This is a genomic window from Streptomyces sp. NPDC004051 (assembly GCF_053604275.1).
In genome coordinates this window covers 1-26891 of the sequence record NZ_JBSGHG010000039.1, presented here as the reverse complement: position 1 = coordinate 26891, position 26891 = coordinate 1, and the positions used below count along the sequence as shown (strand labels likewise).

Below are 26891 nucleotides of genomic sequence, written 5' to 3'. Positions count from 1 at the left end.
CCCCGGGGCGGCCGTCCGCCTGGCAGCAAGTCGGCCGCCCCGGGCCTCCCGTCCCTCCGCAGAGAGAAGGAACGCCCATCATGACCGAGATCGCAGAGCACCCGCTGCACGTCCCGCCCACCCTCATCGCCCCGCCGATCGCACCGGAGCCGGCCGCACCGGTGCCGGTGGACAACCCGACGCTGCCCGCCCCGGGCGTCACCAGCGAGAAGCGCCGCCCGATCGTCGCCCCCTGGCTGCGCTCCCGCCGCGACCTCATCGCGACCGTGGAGCGGGCCGCCGGCCATGCCTGGTATGCCACCGCTTACCACGGGCTGCGCGCCCCCTGGTACGCCGCGCAGCTCGCCCTCATGGCACCGCGCGGCACCGCCCGGCTGGTCGCTTCGACGAACCGGTGGGTGTGGGACCGCGAGGCCGCCCCGCTGCGCGACCACGCCGTCCGCCAGGAGGACGCCGCCGAGTACCTGACGCTGGCCCGGTTGCGCGGCAACCGGGTCCGGCTGCGCGGCCTGGTCACGCTCGTGGCCTGCGTGTTCGGCCTCGGCTTCGCCCTGTGGCTGTACGTCATGGCCCCCGCCTTCCTGTACGCCTTCGCCGCCGGCGGGGTGCTGACCCTCGGCTACTTCGGCCAGCAGCCGGACGCCCCCGTCATCGGCCCCGCGGTGATGCGCACCGAGCTGCAGAAGCTCACCGGCACGATCGTGCTGCGCGCCCTGGAGTCGATCGGCAACCCGCGCATCACCGCCGCCATCAAGCGGGGCGGCGACATGAACGGCATGCGCTTCACCTCGGAGATCACCCGCGACGGGCCCGGCTACCGCGCCGACCTCGACCTGCCCTACGGCGTCGTACCCGAGGACGTGATGGAAGAGCGCCAGGCCCTCGCCTCCGGCCTGCGCCGCAAGCTCGGCTGCGTGTGGCCCTCCGGCGACCCGGAGGAGCACGAGGGCCGGCTGATCCTGTGGGTGGGCGACAAGCCGATGAACGAGACGACGAAGCCGCCGTGGCCACTGCTGAAGGACGGCCAGGTCGACCTGTTCAAGCCCGTCGTGTTCGGCAACGACCAGCGGATGCGGGACATCGTCGTCACCCTGATGTTCGCCTCCGTGGTCATCGGCTCCATCCCCCGCATGGGCAAGACGTTCCTGCTGCGCCTGCTGCTGCTCATCGCCGCCCTGGACCCGCGCGCCGAGCTGTACGGCTTCGACTTCAAGGGCACCGGCGACCTCGGTCCGCTCGAGCCGGTGATGCACCGCTACCGGTCCGGCGAGGACGATGACGATCTGCTCTACGTCCTTCACGCGATGCGGGAGCTGAAGGAGGAACTGCGCCGCCGGGCCAAGGTGATCCGCAACCTGCCCAAGTCCCGCTGCCCCGAGTCGAAGGTGACCCCGGCCCTGGCCAACGACCGCAGCCTTGGCCTGCACCCGATCGTCGTCGGCTTCGACGAGTGCCAGGTGCCGTTCGAGCACGACAAGTACGGCGCCGAGCTCGAGTCCATCTGCACCGACATCGCCAAGCGCGGCCCGGCGCTGGGCATCGTCGGCATGTTCGCCACCCAGCGCCCCGACGCCAAGAGCCTGCCCCCCGGCATCAGCGCCAACGCCGTCCTGCGGTTCTGCCTGAAGGTGATGGGCCACACCGCCAACGACATGGTCCTCGGCACTGGGGCCTACAAGGCCGGCATCCGCGCGACGATGTTCTCCCGCTCGGACCGCGGCATCTGCTGGATGTCCGGCGAGGGCGACGACCCGCAGATCGTGGCGTCCGCGTTCGTCGACGGGCCCGGCGCCGAACTGGTCGTCGCCCGCGCCCGGCAGCTGCGCGAGGACTACGGCAACGTCACCGGCCACGCCCTCGGCCAGGGCCCGAAGCAGACGGCCGGCTTCGACGTCCTCGGCGACGTGCTGAAGGTCGTGGGCGCCGACGAGAAGGCCGTGTGGTGCGAGCGGATCGCCGCCCGCCTCGCCGAGCTGCGCCCCGACGTCTACGGCGAGTGGAAGGGCGAGAACGTCACGGCCTCACTCAAGCCGTGGGGCATCCGCACCGGGCAGGTGTGGGGGCAGACCGACGAGGGCGAGGGCAAGAACCGGCGCGGTATCGAGCGCGCGGACGTGGCCGCCGCCATCACGCGCCGTGACGCCGACCGGGCCGCCGGATAGGACGCGCACGGGGGCTAGGTCTAGCGGATCACCCTGCTAGGCCTAGCACCCCTACTAGCAGTGAACATCGCCCGTGACCAGGCACCTAGCGTCTAGCGGAGGCGGTGCGAGGAAACGGGAAACACCCACATCAGAAGGGGGAGAGGCATCGTGCTGGTTGCTATGGCCGTGCTGCTGCTCGGCATCGGCGGTTACTCAGTGTTGTGCGCGGTGAAGCCGTTCGGCCCGTGCCGCAGGTGCGCCGGCGCCGGTGTAGTCGAGCGGTTCGGGAAGCCGCGGACATGCCCGCGCTGCCGTGGCCGCAGGCTCCGGCTGCGCCTCGGCAGGCGGGCGCACAACGCGTGGCGTCGCACCCACGAGGCGGGCAGTAGCTGAGCCTGCAGAACACACAGAACAGCCCCCGAGGGCCTGCCTCGGGGGCTGTCTGCTGCCCGGCCCGACCGCTTCGCCCGGGGGAAGCCTCAGCGGCCGGACCGGAGTCTCATCGGCCGCGGGCGGCCTCCCGCAGGGTCCGCACCAGCGCCCTGCCCGTCGCGCACTGCCCGACGTCGTCCACGCACTGCTTGCACTGCTGCGTGTGCTCCAGCAGCGCCCGGTAGGCCAGTCCGGCGGGCCCGGTCCGGTAGGTGCCTGTCGCCGCCGCAGGGGTCGGCGAACGCCGACTCGCCGCGCTCACGGCCGGTCCGCGAACGGCACCAGGCCGTGGACGCCGCGGCACGGCTCGCAGGCGAAGTGCGTGATGCCCGAGCCGGAGCCCTGCTCGATGACGTCGATCAGCCGCACGCCGTCGGTGTTGCCCTGATGCCAGTGGCACCAGCCGAACGCCGTAGGGGTGGCGGGGGTGTCCGTGGGGGGCTCGGTCTGCGTAGTCTCTGCCATGTCGTCGCTCCCTCGTAGCGGTGGCCATACCCCCGGGCCCGGCAGCCGCGGGGGTTTTCGCTGGTCGGACGGTACCGCTATAGGCCACTACATGGCACCCCATACGGCCACATGGTGCCACCTACGGGTGCCTGTTGCAGGGTGCCGCCCTACGTTCCGGAGCATGAGCGAAGACCCGTTCGTCTACGTCTACGTGCGCGTCGCCAACGAGGTGGAAGCCGAGATCCGGTCCGGCCGACTCCCGCACGGCGCGCGCCTGCCGAACGAACGCGAGATGGGCGCCCAGTACGGCGTAGCCCCGGGTACCGCACGCCGCGCTGTGCAGGAGCTGCGCGACCGCGGCCTCGTCGTCACGCTGCCGAACAAGGGGACGTTCGTCGTCGCCCCCGAGCAGTGACGGCTGCCGGGGCGGCCGCCCCGCCCCGCTATTCCGCTGGCCTTGACACCGGCGGATTAGGGGCAAAGCGAGCAACCGACCTGCAAATTCGGACACAAGGGGCGCAGGGTGCATGTGGGTCGCATCGCCTAATCCGTTGGCCTTCGCTTCAGCGGGATAGCGGCTCGATCGGGCCGCGCGCAAAACCGACCACGAAGGGCAGTTGGGTCGCCCGTCTCCCGGATCTCACGATGGCCCAAGGCCCCCCTCCCCTCGGCCCGACCGGTCGCGACCGCGCTGCTCATCGCTTCGTCGCGTGAAGGCGATCATGATGCGTGAGCGGCTCGGCTCGGGGTGGACCGACCGAGGGGCGGTGTGTCCGGGTGGGGTGGCCGGCCTGCCCGGGCCGGGTGCCGCCCGCCCTGCCTGCCAGTGCTTCCGGGCCCGGCCCGGTGAGTGACCGGGGCGCCGTGAGCGCAGCAGTCACCAGGCTCGGGATGCCTGTCGTCCGGCTGGCTGGCCGATCCCGCGGTTGGCGTGCTGCCGGTACCAGCGGGTGGCGACGGCGGTCATGGCCGGGCTTCGTCGCGTGAAGCCGATCATGATGCGTGAGCGGCTCGGCTCGGGGTGGACCGACCGAGGGGCGGTGCGTCCGGGTGGGGGTGGCTGGGTACGACTGTGCCCGGCACGCTGGGTGCCGGGCACAGTCGATGATCAGCGGGGAAAGGTGATGCGGCGCTCGCGTTCGATGCGGTCGGCGAGCCTGGTCACCGCGGCCTGGTGCTGGTCGAGGATGTCGAGGGCCAGGCGCTCGGCCTGCCACAGCCGGGACAGGCCGTGCTGCCGCTCGAAGGTGGCGAGGTCGCCGCATCCGAGGTCGACGTAGGAGACGCTGCCGCGGTGCCGGCCGTAGGCGTCGCCTGCGGCGATGATGGCGGCCTGCTGCATCGGATCGGTGGCTACGTCGTGCATGGTGTAGCCGTTGCCCGGGGTACGGGCCACGACCTCGTGGACGCGTAGCCCGAAGTGGGCGGCGACGACGGCATGTGCCGCTTCGTGCTCGGCGATGTTCCGCCAGGTCGGGCGGTTCATCCCTGGTCTCGCAGCCAGGCGTCGGCGGCGTCGAGACCCTGCGCGTCCCGAATGCGCTGCCACGTTCGTTCCTGCCGCTGCCGCTCCTGGTCGGCACAGCGTCGGCGGATACGGTGCTCGGCTGCGCTCCGCTCGAGGTCCTGTGATCGGACGCTGAAGACGAGGCCGGCGTCGAGCAGCTGCTCGCGCTCGGCCGGCTGCCGCGGTGTACGTGCTGCTGCGGGGCGTGCGGCCGGGGGAGCGATGCTCTGCGAGCGGTCAGCGGTGCCGTTCATCCACTCGGTGGCGAAGCGGTGTAGCGCTCGGCCGGCGGGGCTTTGCTGGCGGGCGATGACGGCCTTCATGTGGGCCTTCCATGCGGCTTTCTCTTCTGGGGTCATGCCTGGTTCTCCAGTTCTGCGAGGTGAGCGGAGATCTCTGCCGCGGTGCGGTTCCAGTAGGACTCGGGGGTGTTGTTCGTGAGCTGGGCGAGGCGTTCGACCAGAACAACGGTGAGCCCGAGGAAGGAATTGATGACGTCGTCCGGGTCGGCTGCCCGGAGGTCGTCGATGACGGCCCGGACGACGGTCTCGTGGGCGGGGTCGGTGGTGGGGAAGATGCCACCGCCGACGAGGGCGATGGTGTCGCGGAGAGTGGCGTTCAGGGTGGTCATGGTGTCCTCTCGTGGCCTGGGGCCGTGGTGGTTGGGGGTCGTCATGTCGTCTCCTTATGCGGCCGTACTGGCGGCCGGTCGGATGTCGGAGGGCTGCGCCCAGACGAGTTCGCACGCTGGGTCCTGGCATTGCAGGAGGGTGTGCGGCAGGCGCCGGACGGTCGTACTGCCGACGTGGCGGGCCGGCCGGACCGCGCGGCAGGAAGGGCAGTGAGCGCGGACGAGGGTGGGTGTGGGCATGAGGCCCCTTCCTCGAGGTTCAGGTGGTGGGGATGAGGCCGGGTGGGGGCTGGTCAAGCCAGACCCTTAAGGCGCATGGCCCACATTGCTTTACGGATCTGCGGGGTTACGTCGCCACACTTTTCTGCCCTCAACACCTCGCGCATCAAGGTGTCCTGCGTCCAGAGGGGGACCAGTGGGTACTCCACGGCGATAACAGTCCCCGCCGGCCCGCAGGCGTGTTTCAGACGGTTGTCAGGGTCGGGGCGTGAAACGTCCAGCTGGACCCGGTAGACCGCGCCGTCCGGGTAGATGGCAGCGCAGGCAACGGCAATCTCGATGTCGGTCGTTCCGTACACGAGGTGGCTGTGCCGTAGCCAGGGTTCCGACTCAAGCTCGGCTTCGGTCGTGAAGTTGGGCATGGTGTGACGGGCGCCAGTTACGTCAGGTGGAAGGATGCGGTCGCCTGCCTGCAAGCCGGGGATTCCGCCGTGGAACAGGGCTTTGTATCTCACGTCATGTCTCCGTATTGGGTCAGCAGGATGGGTGGGTGGTTTGGCCGTTGCGGGTCGGGGCGAGCGGTTCGCCGCATACGGCGCACGGGACGAGCGAACGTCCGGACAGAGCCTCTGGGCGGACGTCACCAGAGAGAGACTGCATTCCAGCGTCCCCCAGCGTTCCAGCGTCCCCCCTGCCGTGTTTGCGCTGGTCAGAGGTGGCGCGCCGGGGGGACGCTACGGACGGGTCAGCGTCCCCCGCAGCGTTCCCAGCGTCCCCCTGGGGGGTGGGGGGACCGCTAGCGTCCCCCATGTAGCGTCCCCCCTGTTCTCCCAGGTCAGGAGCGGTTTCCCCCGTGTTGGGGGACGCTGGGGACGCTGTTTCGTACCTTCTCTCTGCTGATGCCGTCAGCGTGTACAGGCGCTGCTTCTTCGGCTTCGGGCCGCGCTTGCTGTCGTCGACCTCGATGCCGATCGTCCGCAGCGCCGGGGCGAGCCGCTTGAGCTGTCCTCCGGCGCGCGTCGGGTCCTTCGGCCACTTCTTCGGCAGCCGCTCGGGAGAGGGCACCCGCTCCAGCAACTCGGAGGCCGTCAGGGTGATGCCGTCGGCGCCGGCGCGGTCGACGAGCGCCACGACGGCCTGGGCGAACGGCTCGCCGTCCAGGACGTCGGCCACGGCGTCGCGGGCGGTCGCCTTGTAGCTGTCGAGGGTGCTCCAGCCCTTCACCTTGTCGACTGCGGCCAGGACGCGCGCGAAGTCGGCCATGCGGGGGCGTTCCTCCAGATGCACGTCGGGCAGGATGGCCAGGACGTCGGCGAGGAGATCGAACAGGGACGCCAGGATGGAGGCGTGCGCGTCGGCGTAAGCCGCGTCCAGCTCGGCTTCCTCGCGGCGATGGCGGTCCGGGATCGTGTGCAGCTCGATGGTCAGCAGCCGCTCGGCAAGGTCTCCGGCGAGCGCCCCGGCGTCGATGGTGGTCATGGCGAGGACGCGGCGGAACTCGAGGACGACGACGTCGTCGTCGGTGTACAGCGCGCGGTCGACGATGCCGTCCCCGGTGACTGCCCGGCACAGTGCGTCGGACAGCCAGTCGGCGATGACGGAGACGTTGTCGAGGCACAGCGCCCACGAGTTGAAGGCCTGCGTGGCCCATGACTTGATGTCCCGGGGTGCGGTCCGCTTGGGGGCGCCGGACGGGTCGACGATGCCGATGACCATCTTCGCGCTGTACGACTTGCCGGTGCCCTGCTCCCCGCGGAACGTCAGGATCGGGTGCGGCAGGTCGGGGATGAACGCTGCGACGAGCCAGGCGACGAGGAGACGGAACCCTTCGTCGTCGGTGTTGAGCAGCGCCTGCAGCTTGGCCAGGCCGTCGCCGTCCCGCACCGGGGCGGGGAGCGGCTTCATGGCTCCGGAGCGGCGGAACAGGACGGGGGAGCGGGCGGCCCGTTCCCAGCCGTTGGGGCGGATGATGACGCACCGGCCGTCGGCGTCGGCCAGGTCGACGACGATGCCGTCGCCGTGGCGTCCGATGCGGACGTGCGGCACGCGCGGGTCGGCGTCCTGGGCGACACCTTCCAGCACGGTCATCGCGTCGGCGAGCGCCGACTGAGAGGGCACCGACCCGCCGTGCTCGTCGGTGAAGATGCGCGCCAGCTGCGAGCGCAGGCCGGCCTTCCCGCGCAGCGGCAGGGCGATGTTCGCGCCGTCGGCCTTCACCCCGTAGGGGCGGCCGTCCTCCGACATGAACAGGTCGTACCGTTCGCGGGCCAGGGCGACGAGCTGGGACGCCTGCGACGGGCCGCGCCCCTTCTCCACCTCGGTCCCCGTGCCCTCGACGATCTCGCGGGCGAGGTTCTTGCTGTCGGTCACTTCGCGGCTCCCAGGACTTCACCGCGGGCGGACGCGATGGTCGCCACGGCTTCGCTGTCGGGCAGGCCCACCACGGCGGCGGCCTGCGTGAGCGCCGCGGCGGCGGCGTCGGTGTCGAGGCGTCCGGCCGCCGCGTGCTCGAACGCCTTGCACGCCGCCCAGAACAGGCGGTCGTTGCGCTGTCCCTGCGCGGAGTCGAGGACGAACTGCACCAGGCCGACGAGGAGTCGGCCGCCGCCGACCCTGCGCAGCTTGGCGTCCGCCATCGGGGGGCGCGCCGGGCGGTCCTTCCCAGCCGTCATGAGCTGCAGCAACTTGGCGGGCACCGGACGCACGGTGACCTCGTCGAGCGAGGCGAGGGCGTACAGGCCGTGGGTGCTGCGTGAGCCGGGGCCGACGAGGTAGCCGCCCGAGCCGCGCACGTCGATGCCGGGCGCCAAGTGCCCGGCCCGGTTGGGCACCTTCACGTCGGCCGGGCCGGTCCACCAGGCGTGGAAGCCGCCGGTCGGTGTGCTGATGACGACGGTCTGCGGCACGCTGATGCCATGCTGTGCGGCCAGCTTCCGCAGCTCCCACACCCCGTTGACGCCGTTCTTCCGGTCGAGGTCGAGGCCCACCAGGTGGTGCGGCGGCCGGCCGCAGGCGATGCCGTAGCCGGTCGCGTGGCGCGCCGTCTCGAACATGGCGCGGATGCGGGCCGGGTCGCTAGAGGCGTCGTGGATGCCGTGCCCGAACTGCCCGCACTCGCCCCGGCAGCCGTGCCCCTTGTCGTGGGGGGAGCGGATGGCGGGCAGCTTCCGCACGGTCAGCGGGATGACGTGGAAGCCGTGGAACTGGGCGGCTTGCAGGGCGTTGTCGAGGGCGCGGTGCCAGTCGGCCACCATGGGGTCCTGCGGTGCCCTCCAGCCGTGCGCTACCGTGTCGGGAGACCCGCCGTCCAGTCGGTCGTTCTGCGCCCCCGTTGCCGCGGGGGCGTTTTTCTTGTTGCTCATGCTGCGGCGCCTCCCGCCTGCACGGTCTGGGCGTCGAGCCATGCCTCGATGGCGCTACGCCGGTACTTGATGCGTCCGCCGCGGCCGGGGCTGGTCTTGATGTAGGCGGGGCCGGTGCCCATCCATCGCCAGTTGGCGAGGGTCTGCTGTGTGAACCCGTAATCGCCGTGCACCTGCCGGGGGGTCAGCAGTTCGTCAGCCACGTTTCCACCTCGAATGAGTTGTCTTTCGACTCGCATGCGTCGATACTAGACACATGAATGTGACAGTAGCAGAGAGTTCAAAGCGGTTGGGGATTCGCTTGAGTCGTAAGCTGACTCACATGACTGACGAAGCCCGCCCGAAGACGCAGATCACCGATCCGATCGGCCGCAACGTGGCCGCCAACGTCCGGCGCATCCGAGAGGCGCGAGGGTGGTCCACCTACCAGCTCGCACGGCACCTCAAGGAAGCAGGTCGCCCGATCAGCCCCTCGGCGGTCGCCAAGGTGGAGCGTGCAGAACGCCGCGTCGATGTCGGTGACCTCGTCGCCCTGGCCGTGGTGCTCAACGTGAACCCCTCGGCGCTGCTGCTGCCCCGGGACGACTCGCCCGGGACGATCCTGGAACTGCTTCCCGGACGGCACGTCGACGGCGGGGAGATCCGCGCGACGGCCTGGCAGGTCTGGCAGTGGGCGGACGGGCAGGGCCCTCTCTTCGACCACCCCGACGCGGAGAAGGCGTTCGAGATCTACCTGGACTTCTTCACCCACGCCCGGCCGCCGCGCCGCGGGCGGGCGGAGATGAGCGAGGCTCTGCAGCAATTCGGACGCGAGGGGGAGACCGATGGCCCGAGTGTGGATTGAGGACCGCGCCACCCACGCGGACTATCAGGCCGCCGTCGAGAACTGGCAAGCGGCGAAGCGCGCGGGCAGCAAGCGGCAGCCTCCGGGCCGGTGGCGGGTGCGCTGGTACGGGCCCGACGGCAAGGGCAAGGCGAGGACGTTCGCGAAGCTGCCGCAGGCCGAGGCGGAGAAGGACGCCATCACCGCGCGCCTGGACAAGGGCTCATACCGGGACCCGAAGTCGGGGAAGGCGCCGGTGCGGGTGGTGGCCGAGGAGTGGTTCGCGTCGAAGCGGAAGATCGGCCGGACCACGAAGCGCGACTATCGGGACCTGCTCGACAACTACATCATCCCGAAGTGGGGGGACTGGCAGGTCGCCGCTGTCCAGTGGGAGGACGTGAACGCGTGGGTGACCGACCTGGAGACGAAGCCGGGTAAGGCCGGCAAGCTGCTGGGCGCGGCCCGCATCATCAAGGCGTACCGGGTGCTGTCCATGGTGATGAAGCACGCGGTGTTCTCCAAGCGGGTTTCCGTGAGCCCGTGCCACGACCACGAGCTGCCGCGCCCGGACGACGAAGACGAGCACGTCTACCTCACCTACAACCAGCTGGAGCGGCTCGCGCTGGCGGCCGACGAGTACCGGCTGCTCATCCTGACGCTGGGGTACTGCGGCATCCGGTGGGCAGAGGCGTCCGCGGTGAGGGTGGGCCGGCTGCAGGTGCCGCAACGCCGTATCCGGATCGTGCAGAACTACACCGACGTCAGCGGGCACCTGGCCCTGGGGCCGGTGAAGAACCACGAGAAACGCTCTGTGCCACTGCCTCGGTCGTTCGCCGACGAGCTGGGCACCCTCGCGCGCGGGCGGAAGGCGGACGATCTCCTGTTCACAGCGCCCGAGGGTGGGCCGCTGCGGTACGCCAACTTCCGCTCGAGGGTGTTCGATCCCGCGGTGAAGGAGGCGGGCCTCGAGGGCATGGGCATCACGCCGCACAAGCTCCGGCACACCGCGGCGTCGCTCGCCATCGCGGCCGGCGCGGACGTGAAGGTCGTACAGCTGATGCTCGGGCACAAGGACGCGTCGATGACGCTGAACGTCTACGGCCATCTGTTCCCGGACCGGCTGGACGAAGTGGCGGACGCCCTCGATGCCGGGCGGAAGGTCGCACTGGCGCTTGCCGATGCGCCACTCACGGATGCTTAGCGATCAATCCAGCATGTACAGAATGCGTATGGGGCCCGGTCAGCGATCTTGACCGGGCCCCATCGCGTACCGCTGTTGACCAGCGGTTTCACCACAGAGCCGCCTTCGGGATTCGAACCCGAGACCTACGCATTACGAGTGCGTTGCTCTGGCCATCTGAGCTAAGGCGGCGTGTGCTGTCGGCACCATGGTGCGATCAGCGACGTCGGTAAGTCTACACAGTTTCGGATGGTGCTTCGTACCGGCCCCGGAGGCGGGCCGGGGGTCCGCCTCCGGGGTGGGTGCACCGGCTACGAGCAGCGCTTTCCGTTCGCGGGCGGGGTGCCGCGGAGGAGGTAGGTGTTGATCGCGGAGTCGATGCAGTCGCTGCCCCGGCCGTAGGCGGTGTGGCCGTCGCCCTCGTACGTGAGCAGGCGGGCCGAGGAGAGCTGGTCGGCGAGGGACTCGGCCCAGCGGTAGGGGGTGGCGGGGTCGCGGGTGGTGCCGACGACGACGATCGGGGCCGCGCCCTTCGCCTCGATGCGCTGGGGCTTGCCCGTGGCGCCGACCGGCCAGTACTCGCAGTTCAGGGCGGCCCAGGCGAAGCTCTCGCCGAAGACCGGGGAGGCCTTCTCGAAGTCGGGGAGGGCGTCCCGCACCTGGTCCGGGGAGGTGAAGGCGGGCGGAAGGTCCAGGCAGTTCACGGCGGCGTTGGCGAACATCAGGTTGGCGTAGTCGCCCTTGGCGTCACGTTCGTAGTAGCTGTCGGAAAGGGCCAGGAGCCCGGCGCCGTCGTTCTCCTTCATCGCCGCCGTCAGCGCCTCGCGCAGCCGTGGCCAGGCGCCCTCGTCGTACATGGCCGCGATCACGCCGGTGGTGGCCAGCGACTCGGTGAGCCTGCGGCCCGCGGTGTCTCCGGTGGGGATCGGCCGGGCGTCGAGTTCGGCGAAGAACTCCTTCAGGTTCTCGCCGACCTGTTCGACCCCGGTGTTCCGGCCGCCGAGGGGGCAGTCGCTCTGCCGTACGCAGTCCTTGGCGAAAGCCGTGAACGCCGTGTCGAAGCCCGCCGTCTGCTCGAGGTTGAGCTGCCGCGCCGGCAGCGAGGGGTCCAGCGCGCCGTCCAGCACCAGTCGGCCCGTCCGCTCCGGGAAGAGTCCCGCGTACGTCGCCCCGAGGAAGGTGCCGTAGGAGGCGCCCACGTAGTTCAGCTTCTCGTCGCCCAGCGCCGCCCGCACGATGTCCATGTCCCGGGCCGCCTCGACGGTCGACACATGGCGCAGCAGCTTCGGCGCGTCCGTCCCGCAGCCCTCGGCGAACTTCCGGTACGCGGCGACCAGCGTGTCGGCCTCCTTCGCGTCGTCCGGTGTGACGTCCGTCTGCGTGTACGCGTCCATCTCGGGGCCGTCCAGGCACTCGACGGGTTCGCTGCGGGCCACGCCCCGCGGGTCGACGGCCACCATGTCGTAGCGGGCGCGCACCTCGGCGGGGTAGCCGATGCCGGCGTACGCCTGGAGGTAGCCGATCGCCGAGCCGCCCGGCCCGCCGGGGTTGATCAGCAGCGAGCCCAGCCGCTCCCCCGGACCCGTGGCCTTCTTCCGGGACACGGCGAGGCGGATGTCACCGGCGGACGGGTCGGCGTAGTCGAGCGGGGCCTTCAGCGTGGCGCACTGGAAGCCGGGCACCCCGCAGTCGCGCCACTTCGGCTTCTGCTCGTAGTACGGGGTGAGCGCCGCGGGCGTGGCCCGGGGCAGTGCGGCCAGTGTCGCCGTCTCCTTCGCCGCCGATTTCGCGGAACCGGTGGTGCTCGCCGTGCTCCCGGAGGAGCAGCCGGAGACCAGGAGCGCGGCGGCGGCGAGCAACGTGGCCGCGGTGCGGGTCCTGCGGTGGGGGGTGCGCCTTGTGTACATGATGCGAGCGTAACTGTGAGCGACGGACCGGGTGCTCTGTGTGCGACCCGTGCCTCGTACGAGTTACGGGACGCGCGGGTTCAGCCCGCTCTGAGTGCCATGGTCATCGCCTCCACGGCCAGCAGCGGGGCCACGTTGCGGTCGAGGGCGTCGCGGCAGGCGGCGATCGACTCGATGCGGCGGAGGGTGGACTCGGGTGAGCTGCCGCGCGCCAGGCGCTCCAGGGCGTCCTCGGCGTCCGTGTTGGCGAGGGCGACGCGGGAGCCGAGCTGGAGCGCGAGGACGTCGCGGTAGAAGCTGGTGAGGTCGGTCAGGGCCACGTCGAGGCTGTCCCGCTGCGTACGCGTGCGGCGGCGCTTCTGCATGTCCTCCAGGTCCTTGACCACGCCCGCCGTACCGCGGGGCAGCCGACCGCCCTGGGCCGCGCCGAGCGCCGCCTTCAGCTCGTCGGTCTCCTTGGTGTCCATCTGCTCGGCCAGTTGCCTGGCGTCCTCGGCGGCGGCGTCGACGAGTTCCTGGGCCGCCCTGAGCGCGCTCCCCACGTCGTCGACCCGCAGCGGCAGCTTGAGCACGGCGGCGCGGCGCTCGCGGGCCGCCGGGTCGGTGGCCAGGCGGCGGGCCCGGTCGACGTGGCCCTGGGTGGCGCGGGCGACGGCGGCCGCCACGTCCGGCTCGACGCCCTCGCGCCGGACGAGCAGGTCGGCGACGGCGTCCACGGAGGGCGTGCTCAGGTTGAGGTGGCGGCAGCGGGAGCGGATCGTCGGCAGGACGTCCTCGACGGACGGGGCGCAGAGCAGCCAGACCGTGCGGGGGGCGGGCTCCTCCACGGCCTTGAGGACGGCGTTGGCGGAGCTCTCGTTCAGCCGCTCGGCGTCCTCGACGAGGATCACCTGCCAGCGGCCGTTCGCCGGGGCGGTGAACGACTTGCGGACGGTGTCGCGCATGTCGCGCACCAGGATCATCGCGCCGACGGCGGTGATCGTGCTCACGTCGGCGTGGGTGCCGATCAGGGCGGTGTGGCAGCCGTCGCAGAATCCGCAGCCCGGGACCCCGCCGAGGGCGCGGTCGGGGCTGACGCACTGCAAGGCGGCGGCGAAGGCGCGCGCCGTCTGGTGGCGTCCGGCGCCGGGCGGGCCCGTGAACAGCCAGGCGTGGGTCATCTTCGACGCCGTCGGCGCGGGGGCACCGACCGCCGTGGCGGTGACGAGGGCGTCGGCGTCCCGGGCGGCGGCGGTGAGCTGTTCACTGACCCGCTGCTGCCCGACGAGGTCGTCCCACACGGTCATGGGTCGCGCCGCCCTTCCATCCGCCGTCCTTCCGTCCGCCGTGCCTCCGTCATGCCCGCCGCGCCTCCGTCACGTTCACCGTGTACGAGGCGCCGCCGCTTCCGTCAGCGGCGGCCCCGGCCGCCCTCGTCACCGTACTCGCCGTGCTCGCCCTGCCCGTTGCCGCGCCCGTCGCCGCGCGGGCCCAGCAGCTCGTCCGCGAGCGTCGGCAGGTCGTCCAGCGGGGTGTCCTCGGCCCAGTCCGGACGCCGCCTGTTCCGGCCCGGCATCTTCTCGAGGTCGACCCGGGGCAGCTCGCGTGTGCTCACCTCGTTGTCGTCCCGCGTGACCGTGGGCAGCACCGCCGTCTCCTCCACGTCACCCCGCGGCGGCACCACGGGCAGCACCTCGGTCTCGTCGGTCGCCCGGGGCGGAACCGACACCTGCGGCAGCTCGGTGGTCACCTCGGCCTCGGAGGGCCCGAACGAGGCCGGCGAAGTCGACGGAGCCGACGGCGCCGACGCCCCGAAGGAACCGGCCCCGTCCGTCGCCTTGGGGCCCGTCTCCGCCGCGGCAGCGGCCCGTTCCGCGCTGCGCCGGGCCTCCTCGGCCCGCCGCAGCGCCTCCTCCGCCTTGCGCTGCTTCTCCAGGCGCAGCGCCTCGGCCTCGGCGCGCAGCCGCTCCTCCTCCTCGGCCTGCTTGCGGCGGCGTTCCTCCTCGGCCCTGCGCCGGGTCTCCTCCTCCGCCCGCGCCTTCTCCTCGGCGAGGAGCCGCCGGCGCTCCTCCTCGGCTCGGCGGGCGGCCTCCTCGGCACGCTGCCGGGCCTCCTCCGCCTGCCGTTCGGCCTCGCGCCGCTGCGCCTCCTCCAGCTCGCGCCGCTTGCGCTCCTCCTCCTCGGCACGCAGCCGCGCCATCAGCTCCTGGCGCTCGCGCTCCAGGCGCTCCTCCTCGGCCTTGCGTGCCGCTTCCTCCTCCGCCTTGCGCCGGGCCTCCTCCTCGGCCCTGCGCCGCGCCTCCTCACGGGCCCGGATCTCGGCCTCGGAGAGCGGCAGCACCTGGTCGAGCCGGCGCCGGATCACGGTGCCGACCGCGTCCGGCTCCTGACCGGCGTCGACCACCAGGTAACGGCCGGGGTCGGCCGCGGCCAGGGTGAGGAAACCGGCCCGCACGCGCGCGTGGAACTCGGCGGGCTCCGACTCCAGCCGGTCCGGTGCCTCGGTGAACCTCTCGCGCGCGGTCTCCGGCGCCACGTCCAGCAGCACGGTGAGGTGCGGCACGAGGCCGTTGGTCGCCCAGCGGTTGATGCGGGCGATCTCGGTCGGGGACAGGTCGCGCCCGGCGCCCTGGTAGGCCACCGAGGAGTCGATGTAGCGGTCGGAGACGACGACGGCGCCGCGCTCCAGTGCGGGCCGTACGACCGTGTCGATGTGCTCGGCCCGGTCCGCCGCGTACAGCAGCGCCTCCGCGCGGTGGGACAGTCCGGCGCTGGAGACGTCCAGCAGGATCGACCGCAGCCGCTTGCCGACGGGCGTCGCCCCCGGCTCGCGGGTGAGGACGACCTCGTGGCCCTTGGCCCGGATCCACTCGGCGAGCGCCTCGGCCTGCGTGGACTTCCCGGCCCCGTCGCCGCCCTCCAGGGCGATGAAGAAGCCGGCGCCCGCCGCGACCGGCGCCGGGTCGTCGCCGCCGAGCAGCGCGTCCCGCAGGTCCTGCCGCAGCGGCACCCCGGAGCGGTCGTCGACCTTGGCCAGCACGAGCGCGGCCACCGGCAGCAGCAGCGCGCCCACCAGCATCAGCGTGAACGCGGCACCGCCGTGCGCGAAGACGAACCGGCCGCTCTCCAGCCGGTGCGGCCCGATGGCCGCGGCCACCAGCGGGGCGATCACCGCGCCGAGTGCCACGAAGACGCGGACGACCGCGTGCAGGTGCTCCGTCGTACGGGCCCGCCGCTGCTCCTCGGTCTCCTGGTCGAGCAGCGTGTGCCCGATGTTGGCCGCGATGCCCGCGCCCACACCGGCCAGCGCGACGATCAGCAGCACGCTGGTGACGTCCGGCACCAGACCGGCGGCCAGCAGCGCGACGCCGGTGAAGGCGAGCGCCAGCGCGAGCAGGCGGCGCCGCGACAGCGACGGCAGCAGGGAGGGCGCCGTCCGTATGCCGACGACGACACCGCCGGTCAGCGCGCCCACCAGCAGGCCGTAGAGCACGGGCCCGCCGCCCAGGTCCGTGGCGTGCAGCACGAACACCGCGACGGCGGCCGACACCGCGGCGGCCACCAGGGCGGACGCCAGCACCAGCAGCGGCATCACTCCGGTGCGGCCCTTGTCGGGGCCGGTGCCGGCGGTGCTCTTCGGGCGGCGCAGTCCCTCCAGCGGCGAGCGCGGGCGCGGGGTGCGCGCGGCGGGCAGTTCGAGGGAGGCCAGGATCGACAGCGACGCGGCGAACAGTCCGGCCGCGACGTACGAGGCGAGGGCGGCCTGGTGCTGGGCGAACCAGGCGATGCCCGTGCCCAGCAGGTTGTTGAACAGCCCGGCGACGACGAGCACGACGGCCGCGACCGGCACCGCCACGAAGGTCGTACGCAGTGACAGGCGGCGCAGCGCGTCCATGTGGTCCGGCAACGGCCGCACCGTCGCGCCCTCCGGGGGCGGGGCGGGCAGCAGCGCGGGGGCCGCGCCCTCCCGGCACACCGTCCAGAACCGCTCGGCGACCGAGGCCACGAAGGCGGTGACGAGGAGGACGGCCAGGGCGTTGTCGGGCATCCAGTCGATCCACAGCGGGGCGACGATGAGCAGGGCCGCCCGCAGCCCGTCCGCGCCGACCATGGTCCAGCGGCGGTCCAGCGGTCCGTCCGGCGAGGTGAGCGAGGTGAGCGGGCCGAGGAGTACGGCGCCGAACAGCAGCGTCGCGAGGATCCGCACCCCGAAAACGGTCGCCACTGCGAACGCGGCGCCCCGGGAGCCGCCGCCGAACGAACCTTCGACGATCGTCGCCTGGAGGGCGAGGAGGACCAGCACGAGGAGGGCGAGGGTGTCACCGACACCACCCACGAAGTGCGCGCCCCACAGCCGCTTCAGCTGCGGACGGCGCAGCAGGGCGCGGACGGCGCGCTCGCGGGAGTCCGCGACCAGTGCGTCGTCGGGGGCCGGTTGAGGGGCCGCTGGCGGTTCGGCTCGCATCATGCGTTCAGCCTATCGGCCCGCGCCGACATCACGGCGCTCCGCCCTGACATGCGCACGCCCCGGCACCGAAGTGGTGCCGGGGCGTTCGCGTTCCGAACCTTTGGTGAAGATCCGCACCTGGGAGCCGACGACGGACCGCCGTGCCGCACGGGGTCCCGGGGCGCCTCAGTCCTCTCAGCCCTCGGTGCTGTTCGCGGCCGTCGCCTTCTTCGCGGCGGTCTTGGTCGCCGTCGCCTTCTTCGCCGTCGTGGTCTTCGCGGTCGTGGCCTTCGCCGCCGTCTTCTTGGCGGCCGTCTTCTTCGCCGGAGCCTTCTTGGCGGCCGTCTTCTTCGCCGGGGCCTTCTTCGCCGTCTTCTTGGCGGGCCCCTTGGCGCGCTTCTCGGCCAGCAGCTCGAAGCCGCGCTCCTGGGTGATCGTCTCGACGCTGTCACCGGAGCGCAGGGTCGCGTTGGTCTCGCCGTCGGTGACGTACGGACCGAAGCGGCCGTCCTTCACCACGACCGGCTTCCCGCTGACCGGATCCGCGCCCAGCTCCTTCAGCGGCGGCTTGGCCGCGGCCCGGCCACGCTGCTTGGGCTGGGCGTAGATCGCCAGCGCCTCCTCCAGCGTGATCGTGAAGAGCTGCTCCTCGGACTGCAGCGACCGCGAGTCGGTGCCCTTCTTCAGGTACGGCCCGTAGCGGCCGTTCTGCGCGGTGATCTCCACGCCCTCGGCGTCGGCGCCGACCACGCGCGGCAGCGACATCAGCCTCAGCGCGTCCTCGAGCGTCACCGTGTCCAGGGACATCGACTTGAAGAGGGAGGCCGTACGCGGCTTGACCGCGTTCTTGCCGGTCTTCGGCGTGCCCTCGGGGAGGATCTCCGTGACGTACGGTCCGTAGCGGCCGTCCTTGGCGACGATCGGGCGGCCGGTCACCGGGTCGGTTCCCAGCTCGAAGTCGCCGCTCGGCTTGGCGAGCAGCTCCTCGGCCAGTTCGACGGTCAGCTCGTCAGGCGCCAGGTCCTCGGGGACGTCGGCCCGCTGGTGGCCCTCCGCGTCCTTCTCACCGCGCTCGACGTACGGGCCGTAGCGCCCGACCCGCAGCACGATGCCGTTGCCCACCGGGAACGACGACACCTCGCGCGCGTCGATCGCGCCCAGGTCGGTCACCAACTCCTTGAGACCGCCGAGGTGGTCCCCGTCTCCGTTGCCGGCCTCGGCCGCACCGCCGTTGCCGGTGCCGGTTCCGATGCCGGTGCCGGTGCCTTCGCCGAAGTAGAACCGCTTCAGCCACGGCACGGACTGCGCCTCACCGCGTGCGATGCGGTCGAGGTCGTCCTCCATCTTGGCGGTGAAGTCGTAGTCGACGAGCCGGCCGAAGTGCTTCTCCAGCAGGTTGACCACGGCGAAGGAGAGGAAGGACGGCACCAGGGCCGTGCCCTTCTTGAACACATAGCCGCGGTCGAGGATCGTGCCGATGATCGACGCGTACGTCGACGGGCGGCCGATCTCCCGCTCCTCCAGCTCCTTGACCAGCGAGGCCTCGGTGTAGCGGGCCGGCGGCTTGGTGGCGTGGCCGTCGGCCGAGATCTCCTCGGCGGTGAGGGCGTCGCCCTCGGCGACCTGCGGCAGCCGGCGCTCACGGTCGTCGAGCTCGGCGTTCGGGTCGTCCGCGCCCTCGACGTACGCCTTCAGGAAGCCGTGGAAGGTGATGGTCTTGCCGGACGCGCTGAACTCGACGTCCCGGCCGTCGGACGCGGTGCCGCCGATCTTCACGGTGACGGAGTTGCCGGTGGCGTCCTTCATCTGGGAGGCGACGGTCCGCTTCCAGATCAGCTCGTAGAGCCGGAACTGGTCGCCGGTCAGGCCGGTCTCGGCCGGGGTGCGGAAACGGTCTCCCGAGGGCCGGATCGCCTCGTGCGCCTCCTGGGCGTTCTTCACCTTCCCGGCGTAGGTGCGCGGCTGCGGCGGCAGGTAGTCGGCGCCGTACAACTGCGTGACCTGGGCGCGGGCGGCGGCGACCGCCGTGTCGCTCAGCGTCGTCGAGTCCGTACGCATGTAGGTGATGTAGCCGTTCTCGTACAGCTTCTGCGCGATCTGCATGGTGGCCTTCGCGCCGTAGCCGAGCTTGCGGCTCGCCTCCTGCTGCAGCGTCGTCGTACGGAACGGGGCGTACGGCGAGCGGCGGTACGGCTTGGACTCGACGGACCGCACGGAGAACCGCGTGTTCTCCAGGGCGGCGGCCAGGGCGCGGGCGTTCGCCTCGTCGAGCTGGAGGGTGTTCGCGCTCTTGAGCCGGCCCAGGGAGTCGAAGTCGCGGCCCTGCGCGACGCGCCTGCCGTCGACGCTCTGGAGACGGGCGACCAGCGACGCCGGGTCGGAGACGTCCCCCGCACGGCCGGTCGAGAAGGTGCCCGTCAGGTCCCAGTACTCGGCGGAACGGAACGCGATGCGCTCGCGTTCCCGCTCGACCACGAGCCGGGTGGCGACGGACTGGACACGGCCGGCGGACAGCCGGGGCATGACCTTCTTCCACAGGACCGGCGAGACCTCGTAACCGTAGAGGCGGTCGAGGATGCGGCGGGTCTCCTGGGCGTCGACCAGCTTCTGGTTGAGCTGGCGCGGGTTGGCCACGGCCTCGCGGATCGCGTCCTTGGTGATCTCGTGGAAGACCATCCGCTTGACCGGGATCTTCGGCTTGAGGACTTCCTGGAGGTGCCAGGCGATGGCCTCCCCCTCGCGGTCCTCATCGGTGGCGAGGAAGAGCTCGTCGGACTCCTTCAACAGGTCCTTGAGCTTCTTGACCTGGGCCTTCTTATCGGCGTTGACCACATAGATCGGCTGGAAGTCGTGTTCGACGTCCACACCGAGACGGCGGACCTCACCGGTGTACTTCTCGGGCACCTCCGCGGCGCCGTTGGGAAGGTCGCGAATATGCCCGACGCTCGCCTCGACGATGTAGCCAGGGCCGAGATAGCCCTTGATCGTCTTCGCCTTGGCAGGCGACTCGACGATGACGAGTCGGCGGCCGCCCTTCGCGGTCTCGCTGGTCGGGGACAACTTCGCTCTTCTCTCCGGTCGACACTGGGGCCTCCCCGGGCTCTCGTCCCGGGGTCGGGTCTGCATGCACGGCTCGTGACGCTGCGGAGTGTGACGGTACCTCCCGCCCCCGTGTCAAACGGGAAAAGCCCGCAACGGCCACTCGAACGGTAACCCGACTTGCACCGTTCCTGCCGCCCGGACTGTCCGGACCCGGCCCGTTCCCCTGCGGAGCGCGACCTCTCGATTACCCGAATCCCCAGTTCGCCGACGGTCCTCAGAAGCGGGTGAGACACCACACGCCGAGGACGAGGGAAATCAGCGAGACGAGGCTCGCGACGCCGACCGATGCGACGGGGCTCACACCCTGGGCCACGGGGCGACCGCGGCGGACACCCGTCACGGTCCAGGCCAGCAACCCGCCCCCGAACAGGCAGAACACCAGTCCTGCGAAGATCGCCGGTCCGCTCTCCATGGTTCCCTGAGCCCCTTCCCCCGGGCCGCTGACGCCGGCCCGGGAATGAGGCTGACACGCACGAGCGGCGCGCAGGCGAACCGGAGGTGAACGCGGGGACGACGGTGGTGGGTGGGACGGCGGCCGGCGCGGCCCGGCTCCCGGTGAAGGTGTCCGGAACGACTCGAAAGTTGGCGAACCGAACACTTCTCCGAGCACCTGCCGGGCACGCTCCCCGCACCGCGCGCATCGTGCACCGCACGCATCGCGCACCGCACGCACCGCGCACCGCACGCACCGCACCACCGGGCACCCGCCGCCCTCGCCGCCCCGCGGCCGGGCGCCCGCGGCCGGTCACCCCACCGGTTCCAGGAACCCCTGTTCCACCAGCAGCCGGATCTGGGCGGGCGTGCGGTCGCGCAGCAGCACCGGGTCCTCGCCGAGGAGCTGGGCGATGGCGTCCAGGATGCGGCCCGCGCTCATCGTGCCGTCGCACACGCCCGCGAAGCCCGCGCCGATCGTGTCCACCCTGGTGGCCCGGCGCATCCCCCGGTTCTGGCGCAGCACCACATGCTCCGGGTCCTCCGCGCCGGGCAGCCCGACCTGCTCCTGCACGACCTCGTCGGCCAGCCGGAAGCTCGCCTCGAGCAGCGCCGCGTCGTCGTGCGTACGGAGGTAGTCGAGCCGCTCGAAGTGGGCCCGCACCGTGTCCCCGAGCGGCTGCTCGACCGGATGCGGCCACTCCTCCACCGTGACCGACGGCAGGGCGGCGCCCGACTTGCGCAGGGTGATCCATCCGAAGCCGACGGCCTTCACGCCGCGCGCCTCGAACTCGTCCAGCCAGGCGTCGTAGCGCGCCTGGTATTCGGCCGCGTCGCCGCGGTGGTCGCCGGCGTCCCGCAGCCACAGCTCGGCGTACTGAGTGACGTCCTGTACCTCGCGCTGCACGATCCAGGCATCGCATCCGCGGGGCACCCATGACCTGAGCCTGTCCTGCCAGTCCTCCCCTTCGACGTGCTGCCAGTTGGCGAGGAACTGCGCGAACCCGCCTTCACGCAGCCGTTCCCCCGCTTCCTGAACGAGCGTGCGGCACAGATCGTCCCCGCCCATCCCGCCGTCGCGGTAGGTGAGCCGCGCGCCCGGCGAGATCACGAAGGGCGGGTTGGAGACGATCAGGTCGTACGTCTCGTCCTCCCGGACCGGTACGAACAACGACCCCTCGCGCAGCTCGGCGGCCGGGGCCCCGGAGAGGGCCAGGGTGAGCGCGGCGATGTGCAGCGCGCGCGGGTTGACGTCCGTCGCCGTCACGCGCGTGGCGTGCCGGGTGGCGTGCAGCGCCTGGATGCCGGAGCCGGTGCCGAGGTCGAGCGCGGAGGCGGCGGGCGTGCGGACGGTGATCCCGGCCAGGGTCATGGACGCCCCGCCGACGCCGAGGACGACTCCCTCCTCCCGGCTGCCGATGCCGCCGGCGCCGCCGACCGCGCAGCCCAGGTCGGACACGATGAACCAGTCCTCGCCCGCGGGCCCGCCGTAGGGCCGCACGTCCACGGTCGCGGTGAGCTCGTCCGCGCCGACGCGCGCCAGCCACCCGTCCGCCAGGCAGGCGTCGACCGGCAGGACGTCCGCCACGCGCGCGCGGGGCACGGGTTGCTGCAACAGGAACAGCCGTACGAGTGTCTCCAGCGGCGTGTCCCCGCGCGTCGCCCGGAACGCGGGCACGGTCTCACTGCGGGCCAGCGCCGCGTACGCGGGAGCACCGAGCAGCTCGAGCAGTCCGTCGGCGGTGAAGGAGGCCCCGAGCAGCGCCTCGCGGAGACGGGCGGCGGTGTCGGAGCGGCCCGGCGGTGGAGCCGAAGGGGCCGAGGGGGCCGAAGAGACCGAGGGGGACAGGGGCAGGGGCGGCAGGCCGGTGTTACTCACACCCTCCATTGTGGCCGCCGCCCTCGCCCCACGCGTGCCGTGGCCCCGTGGCCCCGTGCCCCCACGGCCGTCGTGACGGCCTCGGCTGCCGCGCCGTCAGCTCTGTGCGGTCTGCCCCGGAGCGGTGGCCGTCTTGCAGCTGGGCTGGCGGGCCATCGCCTCGCCGACCTCGCCCTCCTCCAGTGTCTTGAGGGCGTCGTTGCCGCTCTTGCTGAGCTTGTCCAGCTCGGTGGCGATGTCCTTCAGACCGTCGGCGAACTTCGCCTGGTCGTCCGTGTCGAGCTCGTCGACCTGCTTCTTCAAGGAGGCGTACGACGCGGAGATGCCGTTGAGTTCCTTGACGGCGTCCGCCTGCTTCTTCTCGCCGTTCTCGACGTCCGGCGCCCCCGCCTTGTTCACGGCCTCGCCGATCGCCTTGTAGGCGTCGGACATGTCCTGGAAGGCCTTCGAGTCGGTCTTCTGGACGTTCTCCGGCGTGCTGTTGTCCGAGGTCTCCTTCTGGATCGCGGCGTTGGCGGCCGCGATCTTCTTCGCCTGCGGCTGCACCGCGTCGCAGACCTGGTTCGCCCAGGAATCCAGCTTCTCGTTGCCGTCGTCGCCGCCGCATCCCGTCAGCGCCAGCACCAGTACCGCACCGCCGGACAGTGCGGCCGCGAGCTTCTTGTTCACCGGATTGGCCCCTTCCTTGGCTCCCGGCCCCGGAACATACACGCCAGATGGGCGACATCCCCCCGCCGGGCGTCCGTTAAGCCGAGTTTTGAAGCCATTTGCACCAAGCGAGAGAAGGCTCACGGCGAGGGGGCGCGCACCGCACGACGCGGGCGGGCGACGCATCAACTCACGCCGCCCGCCCGCGCCTTGAGCAAGCCTTCGGTGACCGGCCCTACGAAACCACCGCCGGATCGACAGACTTGGGGTCGGGTTCGGAGTTGCCTTCGTCACCCATGGCGATACCGCGCCGTTTGGACACGTACACCGAACCGACGATCACGGCCAGCGCCAGGACCGCGATCAGCACCCTTACGGCGACGCTCTTGTCCGCGCCGTAGGAGAACTGGATGACCGCGGGCGCGATGAGCAGCGCCACCAGGTTCATCACCTTCAGCAGGGGGTTGATGGCCGGCCCCGCGGTGTCCTTGAAGGGGTCGCCGACGGTGTCACCGATGACGGTGGCCTCGTGGGCCTCGCTGCCCTTGCCGCCGTGGTGGCCGTCCTCGACGAGCTTCTTCGCGTTGTCCCACGCGCCACCGGAGTTGGCGAGGAACACCGCCATCAGCGTGCCCGCGCCGATCGCGCCCGCGAGGAAGGCGCCGAGCGCCCCGACGCCGAGCGTGAACCCGATGAAGATGGGCGCCATCACGGCCAGCAGACCGGGTGTGGCGAGTTCGCGCAGGGCGTCCCTGGTACAGATGTCGACGACCTTGCCGTACTCCGGTTTCTCGCTGTAGTCCATGATCCCGGGCTTCTCACGGAACTGCCGCCGCACCTCGAAGACCACCGAACCCGCCGACCGCGAGACCGCGTTGATCGCCAGCCCCGAGAAGAGGAAGACGACCGCCGCGCCCGCGATGAGCCCGACGAGGTTGTTGGGCTGCGAGATGTCCATCATCAGGCTCATCGGCGCGCCCTCGCCGCTGAGCCGTTCGCCCACGTCCCTCGCGCCGGTGGTGATGGCGTCGCGGTACGAGCCGAACAGCGCCGCCGCCGCGAGCACGGCCGTGGCGATGGCGATGCCCTTGGTGATGGCCTTGGTGGTGTTGCCGACGGCGTCCAGGTCGGTGAGCACCTGGGCGCCCGCGCCCTCGACGTCGCCGGACATCTCGGCGATGCCCTGCGCGTTGTCGGAGACCGGTCCGAAGGTGTCCATCGCGACGATCACACCGACCGTGGTGAGCAGGCCGGTGCCGGCCAGCGCCACCGCGAACAGCGCCAGCATGATCGATGTGCCGCCGAGCAGGAAGGCCCCGTACACGCCGAGGCCGATCAGCAGGGCGGTGTAGACGGCCGATTCCAGCCCGAGGGAGATACCGGCGAGGACGACGGTGGCGGGGCCGGTGAGCGAGGTCTTGCCGATGTCCCTGACGGGACGCCGGGTGGTCTCGGTGAAGTAACCGGTGAGCTGCTGGATCAGGGCGGCGAGCACGATGCCGATGGCCACCGCGACGAGTGCGAGGATCCGCGGATCGCCGTCCATGCCCTGGATCGCCTCGTCGGTGACGCCGTCGAGGTCGGCGTAGGACGAGGGCAGATAGGTGAACACGGCGATCGCGACCAGGACGAGGGAGATCATCGCGGAGATGAAGAACCCGCGGTTGATCGCGCTCATGCCGCTGCGGTCGGAGCGTCTCGGAGCCACCGCGAAGATGCCGACCATCGCGGTGAGGACGCCGATCGCGGGCACCAGCAGCGGGAAGGCCAGTCCGGCGTCGCCGAAGGCGGCCGAGCCCAGGATCAGCGCGGCCACCAGCGTCACGGCGTACGACTCGAACAGGTCGGCCGCCATGCCCGCGCAGTCGCCGACGTTGTCGCCCACGTTGTCGGCGATGGTCGCGGCATTGCGCGGATCGTCCTCCGGGATGCCCTGTTCGACCTTGCCGACCAGGTCGGCACCGACGTCGGCGGCCTTGGTGAAGATGCCGCCGCCGACCCGCATGAACATCGCGATCAGCGCGGCCCCGAGCCCGAATCCCTCGAGCACCTTCGGCGCGTCGGCCGCGTACACGAGCACCACGCAGGTGGCGCCCAGCAGGCCGAGCCCGACGGTGAACATACCGACCACGCCGCCCGTGCGAAAAGCGATCTTCATCGCTTTGTGCGCGACGGCGGTGAGGTCCTTTTCCGGCTCGCCCGGAGCCGGTGTGGCTTCGCGGGCCGCCGCGGCAACTCGCACGTTGGTGCGTACGGCGAGCCACATGCCGATATATCCGGTGGCCGCCGAGAACGCCGCTCCGATCAAGAAGAACACCGATCGTCCGGCACGCTGATTCCAGTCGTCCGCGGGCAGCAGCATGAGCAGGAAGAACACGACGACGGCGAAAACGCCGAGTGTGCGCAGCTGGCGGGCCAGATAGGCGTTCGCGCCCTCTTGGACCGCTGCGGCGATCTCCTTCATGCTGTCGGTGCCCTCGCCGGCCGCGAGTACCTGGCGCACCAGGATGCCCGCGACCACCAGTGCCGTCAGTGCCACGACCCCGATGATCACCACGAGCACACGGTTGTCGTCGGTCAGCACGGCCGCTGCGAGAGAGATGGGTTGGCCCGACTGATGTGAGACGGAAAGCCCCGCCATTCGTCCTCCTTGACGCTTGGGCTGAGCTCAAGATGTGGACGGGATTCTAGGTACCCGGAACCTGATCGAAACAGAGCGCGTTAAATGTAAATCGCGGCACCTACTCTTCACGCCATGATCACCTGTAATGCTTCTGGAACATTCACCGATCGCCCGATGGATCGTGAATGAATTCACGCGATGAACCGCACGGGAACGGTGGAACAGAAACCACAGTAAGCGCGGGCGGTGACCCCCGCACATGCCGAAGGGCCCCACGGGTGGGGCCCTTCGGAAAAGAAGTCGCTGTTCGGGTGACTCGGGTCGGGCGGACGGGTGGCCGGGAAGTCCGACTGCCGGGGCAGGCGGTCGGGCGGATCAGCCGTCCGTGGAAGGTGGCCGGGCGGTCAGCCGTGGAAGGTGGCCGGCGGCGTGGTGGACCACCTCATGCGGATCGTTCCGCCCTGCTCCCCGGAACTGACCTCGACGTCGTCGACGAGTCCGCTGATGACCGCGAGGCCCATCTCGTCCTCCTCGATCTCGGCCTCGGTGCCTCCCGGCCCGTCGCCGGGCGTCCGCCCGCCGGGAGCCGGATGGGGCGCCTCGTCACCGACCTCGATGGAGAACTGCTTCTCCTCCTCGGTCAGCAGCACCTTCACGGGGGCCGAGATTCCACCGTTCCGGTGGAGTCCGACGGCCCGGGTGCACGCCTCCCCGACAGCGAGCCGGACCTCGTCGAGGACCGTCTCGTCCACTCCGGCCCTGCGCGCCACCGCCGCCGCCACCAGTCGGGCGGTCCTGACATGCTCGGGCAGCGCGCTGAAGCGGAGCTCAACGGTGGCCATGCAACCCCCTCGCTGACTTCGGGCGTGCGGTGGAGGGGCCGGGCTGTCGAAGAGCCCGGTCCTCCTCGTACTTCACTGCTCTGCCCGGACGCGGACGCCCGGGCCAGATGATCAGTCGGTGGCCGCCACCGCTTCCTCGACCGAGGTGTGGATCGGGAACACCTTGGTGAGGCCGGTGATACGGAAGATCTTGAGAATGCGCTCCTGGTTGCAGACCAGGCGCAGCGAGCCCTCATGGGCACGCACCCGCTTCAGTCCGCCGACCAGCACGCCGAGTCCGGTTGAAT

22 protein-coding genes, 1 tRNA gene and 1 pseudogene are annotated in these 26891 nt (G+C 71.3%); 4 read left to right on the top strand and 20 right to left on the bottom strand.

The window, feature by feature from the left end; genetic code table 11:
- Positions 1-80 precede the first annotated feature (80 nt).
- Complete coding sequence (locus ACWEQO_RS29060; RefSeq protein WP_452985800.1) at positions 81-2162, top strand: cell division protein FtsK; 2082 nt, start codon at positions 81-83, stop codon at positions 2160-2162.
- Between the two features lie 481 nt (positions 2163-2643).
- Here the strand turns inward: ACWEQO_RS29060 and ACWEQO_RS29055 are convergent, their stop codons facing one another.
- The gene (locus ACWEQO_RS29055) at positions 2644-2838 is read right to left on the bottom strand and encodes a hypothetical protein (protein ID WP_452985799.1); all 195 of its coding nucleotides are present in this window, start codon (positions 2836-2838) and stop codon (positions 2644-2646) included.
- Positions 2835-3041 (bottom strand): hypothetical protein, encoded by a 207-nt coding sequence (locus ACWEQO_RS29050; RefSeq protein ID WP_452985798.1) that lies wholly within the window; start codon positions 3039-3041, stop codon positions 2835-2837. Before ACWEQO_RS29050 ends, ACWEQO_RS29055 begins: the two co-directional genes overlap by 4 nt.
- Positions 3042-3204: 163 nt before the next feature.
- Between ACWEQO_RS29050 and ACWEQO_RS29045 the strand changes: the two genes are divergently transcribed.
- Positions 3205-3438: a GntR family transcriptional regulator gene (locus ACWEQO_RS29045; RefSeq protein ID WP_452985797.1), complete on the top strand. Its 234-nt coding sequence runs from the start codon at positions 3205-3207 to the stop codon at positions 3436-3438.
- A gap of 693 nt (positions 3439-4131) precedes the next feature.
- On the opposite strand, the gene ACWEQO_RS29040 is transcribed toward ACWEQO_RS29045, so the two are convergent.
- The 7 genes from ACWEQO_RS29040 to ACWEQO_RS29010 form a co-directional block, all read right to left on the bottom strand.
- Positions 4132-4509 (bottom strand): hypothetical protein, encoded by a 378-nt coding sequence (locus ACWEQO_RS29040; RefSeq protein WP_452985796.1) that lies wholly within the window; start codon positions 4507-4509, stop codon positions 4132-4134.
- Positions 4506-4889, bottom strand: a complete 384-nt coding sequence (locus ACWEQO_RS29035; protein ID WP_452985795.1) for a hypothetical protein — start codon at positions 4887-4889, stop codon at positions 4506-4508. Before ACWEQO_RS29035 ends, ACWEQO_RS29040 begins: the two co-directional genes overlap by 4 nt.
- Positions 4886-5206, bottom strand: a complete 321-nt coding sequence (locus tag ACWEQO_RS29030; protein WP_452985794.1) for a hypothetical protein — start codon at positions 5204-5206, stop codon at positions 4886-4888. Before ACWEQO_RS29030 ends, ACWEQO_RS29035 begins: the two co-directional genes overlap by 4 nt.
- Positions 5207-5454: 248 nt before the next feature.
- Complete coding sequence (locus ACWEQO_RS29025) at positions 5455-5895, bottom strand: hypothetical protein (protein WP_452985793.1); 441 nt, start codon at positions 5893-5895, stop codon at positions 5455-5457.
- A gap of 19 nt (positions 5896-5914) precedes the next feature.
- On the bottom strand, positions 5915-7750 hold the full coding sequence (locus tag ACWEQO_RS29020) for an ATP-binding protein (protein WP_452985792.1): 1836 nt from the start codon (positions 7748-7750) through the stop codon (positions 5915-5917).
- Entirely contained in the window at positions 7747-8634 is an 888-nt protein-coding gene (locus ACWEQO_RS29015) for a bifunctional DNA primase/polymerase (protein WP_452985831.1), read from the bottom strand. The genes ACWEQO_RS29020 and ACWEQO_RS29015 overlap by 4 nt, the downstream gene beginning before the upstream one ends.
- 104 nt (positions 8635-8738) lie before the next feature.
- The gene (locus ACWEQO_RS29010; protein WP_452985791.1) at positions 8739-8945 is read right to left on the bottom strand and encodes a helix-turn-helix transcriptional regulator; all 207 of its coding nucleotides are present in this window, start codon (positions 8943-8945) and stop codon (positions 8739-8741) included.
- A gap of 119 nt (positions 8946-9064) precedes the next feature.
- Here ACWEQO_RS29010 and ACWEQO_RS29005 point away from each other — a divergent pair, with 119 nt between their 5' ends.
- Positions 9065-9586 carry a helix-turn-helix domain-containing protein gene (locus tag ACWEQO_RS29005; protein ID WP_452985790.1) on the top strand — a complete coding sequence of 174 codons (522 nt, stop codon included), beginning with the start codon at positions 9065-9067 and terminating at the stop codon, positions 9584-9586.
- Positions 9567-10766: a tyrosine-type recombinase/integrase gene (locus tag ACWEQO_RS29000; RefSeq protein ID WP_452985789.1), complete on the top strand. Its 1200-nt coding sequence runs from the start codon at positions 9567-9569 to the stop codon at positions 10764-10766. The genes ACWEQO_RS29005 and ACWEQO_RS29000 overlap by 20 nt, the downstream gene beginning before the upstream one ends.
- Positions 10767-10863: 97 nt before the next feature.
- On the opposite strand, the gene ACWEQO_RS28995 is transcribed toward ACWEQO_RS29000, so the two are convergent.
- The 11 genes and pseudogenes from ACWEQO_RS28995 to bldG form a co-directional block, all read right to left on the bottom strand.
- Positions 10864-10937 (bottom strand) — tRNA-Thr (locus tag ACWEQO_RS28995).
- A 119-nt stretch (positions 10938-11056) separates the two neighbouring features.
- Complete coding sequence (locus ACWEQO_RS28990) at positions 11057-12652, bottom strand: alpha/beta hydrolase (protein ID WP_452985788.1); 1596 nt, start codon at positions 12650-12652, stop codon at positions 11057-11059.
- Positions 12653-12732: 80 nt separating this feature from the next.
- Positions 12733-13938, bottom strand: coding sequence for a DNA polymerase III subunit delta' (locus tag ACWEQO_RS28985; RefSeq protein ID WP_452985787.1), 1206 nt, complete (start codon positions 13936-13938; stop codon positions 12733-12735).
- 104 nt (positions 13939-14042) lie between these two features.
- Positions 14043-17099, bottom strand: coding sequence for a dTMP kinase (tmk, locus tag ACWEQO_RS28980; protein WP_452985786.1), 3057 nt, complete (start codon positions 17097-17099; stop codon positions 14043-14045).
- A 174-nt stretch (positions 17100-17273) separates the two neighbouring features.
- The gene (topA, locus tag ACWEQO_RS28975) at positions 17274-20138 is read right to left on the bottom strand and encodes a type I DNA topoisomerase (protein WP_361459605.1); all 2865 of its coding nucleotides are present in this window, start codon (positions 20136-20138) and stop codon (positions 17274-17276) included.
- A gap of 256 nt (positions 20139-20394) precedes the next feature.
- Positions 20395-20592, bottom strand: coding sequence for a hypothetical protein (locus ACWEQO_RS28970; protein WP_361459606.1), 198 nt, complete (start codon positions 20590-20592; stop codon positions 20395-20397).
- Between the two features lie 333 nt (positions 20593-20925).
- Positions 20926-22500: a DUF7059 domain-containing protein gene (locus tag ACWEQO_RS28965; protein WP_452985785.1), complete on the bottom strand. Its 1575-nt coding sequence runs from the start codon at positions 22498-22500 to the stop codon at positions 20926-20928.
- Positions 22501-22587: 87 nt separating this feature from the next.
- The gene (locus ACWEQO_RS28960) at positions 22588-23160 is read right to left on the bottom strand and encodes a small secreted protein (protein WP_361459608.1); all 573 of its coding nucleotides are present in this window, start codon (positions 23158-23160) and stop codon (positions 22588-22590) included.
- A gap of 214 nt (positions 23161-23374) precedes the next feature.
- Positions 23375-25780 (bottom strand): sodium-translocating pyrophosphatase, encoded by a 2406-nt coding sequence (locus ACWEQO_RS28955; RefSeq protein WP_361459609.1) that lies wholly within the window; start codon positions 25778-25780, stop codon positions 23375-23377.
- 386 nt (positions 25781-26166) lie between these two features.
- Positions 26167-26604 (bottom strand): ATP-binding protein, encoded by a 438-nt coding sequence (locus ACWEQO_RS28950; protein WP_361459610.1) that lies wholly within the window; start codon positions 26602-26604, stop codon positions 26167-26169.
- Between the two features lie 111 nt (positions 26605-26715).
- Positions 26716-26891, bottom strand: a pseudogene (gene bldG, locus ACWEQO_RS28945) (anti-sigma factor antagonist BldG); the annotation flags it as partial.

Excerpts from the sequence above, each read along its gene's own strand:
- ACWEQO_RS29060 (WP_452985800.1), top strand. The coding sequence starts at position 81 with ATGACCGAGATCGCAGAGCACCCGCTGCACGTCCCGCCCACCCTCATC.
- ACWEQO_RS29050 (WP_452985798.1), bottom strand. The coding sequence starts at position 3,041 with ATGGCAGAGACTACGCAGACCGAGCCCCCCACGGACACCCCCGCCACC.
- ACWEQO_RS29045 (WP_452985797.1), top strand. The coding sequence starts at position 3,205 with ATGAGCGAAGACCCGTTCGTCTACGTCTACGTGCGCGTCGCCAACGAG.
- ACWEQO_RS29040 (WP_452985796.1), bottom strand. The coding sequence starts at position 4,509 with ATGAACCGCCCGACCTGGCGGAACATCGCCGAGCACGAAGCGGCACAT.
- ACWEQO_RS29035 (WP_452985795.1), bottom strand. The coding sequence starts at position 4,889 with ATGACCCCAGAAGAGAAAGCCGCATGGAAGGCCCACATGAAGGCCGTC.
- ACWEQO_RS29030 (WP_452985794.1), bottom strand. The coding sequence starts at position 5,206 with ATGACGACCCCCAACCACCACGGCCCCAGGCCACGAGAGGACACCATG.
- ACWEQO_RS29015 (WP_452985831.1), bottom strand. The coding sequence starts at position 8,634 with ATGGTGGCCGACTGGCACCGCGCCCTCGACAACGCCCTGCAAGCCGCC.
- ACWEQO_RS29005 (WP_452985790.1), top strand. The coding sequence starts at position 9,065 with ATGACTGACGAAGCCCGCCCGAAGACGCAGATCACCGATCCGATCGGC.
- ACWEQO_RS29000 (WP_452985789.1), top strand. The coding sequence starts at position 9,567 with ATGGCCCGAGTGTGGATTGAGGACCGCGCCACCCACGCGGACTATCAG.
- ACWEQO_RS28990 (WP_452985788.1), bottom strand. The coding sequence starts at position 12,652 with ATGTACACAAGGCGCACCCCCCACCGCAGGACCCGCACCGCGGCCACG.
- ACWEQO_RS28985 (WP_452985787.1), bottom strand. The coding sequence starts at position 13,938 with ATGACCGTGTGGGACGACCTCGTCGGGCAGCAGCGGGTCAGTGAACAG.
- tmk (WP_452985786.1), bottom strand. The coding sequence starts at position 17,099 with ATGATGCGAGCCGAACCGCCAGCGGCCCCTCAACCGGCCCCCGACGAC.
- ACWEQO_RS28970 (WP_361459606.1), bottom strand. The coding sequence starts at position 20,592 with ATGGAGAGCGGACCGGCGATCTTCGCAGGACTGGTGTTCTGCCTGTTC.
- ACWEQO_RS28965 (WP_452985785.1), bottom strand. The coding sequence starts at position 22,500 with ATGGAGGGTGTGAGTAACACCGGCCTGCCGCCCCTGCCCCTGTCCCCC.
- ACWEQO_RS28955 (WP_361459609.1), bottom strand. The coding sequence starts at position 25,780 with ATGGCGGGGCTTTCCGTCTCACATCAGTCGGGCCAACCCATCTCTCTC.
- ACWEQO_RS28950 (WP_361459610.1), bottom strand. The coding sequence starts at position 26,604 with ATGGCCACCGTTGAGCTCCGCTTCAGCGCGCTGCCCGAGCATGTCAGG.